This window comes from Streptomyces sp. NPDC057963, from assembly GCF_042887155.1.
In the GTDB taxonomy this organism is placed as follows: Bacteria; Actinomycetota; Actinomycetes; order Streptomycetales; family Streptomycetaceae; genus Streptomyces.
The window spans coordinates 1-1,178 of record NZ_JBHVPX010000074.1 but is presented as its reverse complement, the minus strand read 5'-3'; the positions used below and the strand labels follow the sequence as shown (position 1 = coordinate 1,178).

2 pseudogenes are annotated in these 1,178 nt (G+C 64.9%); one reads left to right on the top strand and one right to left on the bottom strand.

From position 1 onward, the window contains the following. Positions 1-106 precede the first annotated feature (106 nt). Positions 107-914: pseudogene (locus ACFVT1_RS40995) on the bottom strand (IS5 family transposase). Positions 915-1,024: 110 nt separating this feature from the next. On the opposite strand from ACFVT1_RS40995, the pseudogene ACFVT1_RS40990 reads away from it, so the two are divergent. Beyond that, positions 1,025-1,178, top strand: a pseudogene (locus ACFVT1_RS40990) (IS5/IS1182 family transposase); the annotation flags it as partial.

The following is a 1,178-nucleotide window of genomic DNA, read 5'->3' as shown; positions in this document are numbered from 1 at the left end:
ATGCGCGAGAACCGTCCGACTGAGCATGATCGCCACATCCGGATCATGCCACCCACCAGCAAGAACACATCACCCACTATCACGCACCAGCTCGTTACTGATCGTTTCAGAATGCGGTTCGGAGTCGTCTCAAGCAGATGATGCTGCAGGCGAGTTGGAGCAGACCGAGATGGAGGTCTGCGCGTATCTCGTAGCGGATCCGAAGGCGTTTGAACTGGTGCAGCCAGGCGAAGGTCCGCTCGACGACCCAGCGGGTCTTGCCCAGGCCGGAGCCGTGCGGGGTGCCGCGACGGGCGACCTTCGGTGTGGTCCCACGAGCTCGGACGAGGCGGCGGTACTTGTCGAAGTCGTAGCCGCGGTCGGCGAAAAGTCGCTGGGGCCGGTGGCGGGGCCGGCCTCGCAGGCCGCGGATGTGCGGTATGGCGTCCAGCAGTGGCATGAGCTGGGTGACGTCGTGGCGGTTCCCGCTGGTCAGCGCGACGGCGAGCGGGGTTCCGTGCCGGTCGACGATGATGTGGTGTTTACTGCCGGGACGTGCCCGGTCGACCGGCGAAGGTCCGGTGTGAGCCCCCCTTTGAGGGCCCTGACGTGCGAGCCGTCGATCGCAGCGTCGTCCAACTCCAGCAAACCCTCTTTACGCAGTTCCGCCAGCAGGACTTCGTGCAGGCGGGGCCAGACTCCGGCTTCGGTCCAGTCCCGCAGACGCCGCCAGGCCGTCACCCCACTGCAGCCGACCAGCTCTGCGGGGACGTCGCGCCAGCTCACACTTTTGCGCAGCACGTAAACGATGCCCCGCAGAGCAGCACGGTCATCGGCCGGCAGCCGCCCGGGATACCGGTGCCGCCGAGGCGGACAAGGAGCAGCAGCGGGGCTATGCGTTCCCACAGGTCATCGGGCACGAGATCAGCAGACACCTGGCAGATCCTGCCGACACAACACCCAACTGCCAAGCCAACACACCGATCTCATTCTGAAACGATCAGTTAGACCGTGTCCTATGTGGTGATCGCTCGTTGAGCTGTTCATGGGGCGGGATACGTGGAGTTGGATTGTTCCGGACGGGCTGTGGGAGATCGCGAAGCAGTTGATCCCGCCGTCGAAGGTGCGTCCGCAGGGCGGCGGGACGCAGGACACGCCTGATGAGACCCTGTTTGCGGCCATCGTCTACGTGCTGGTGA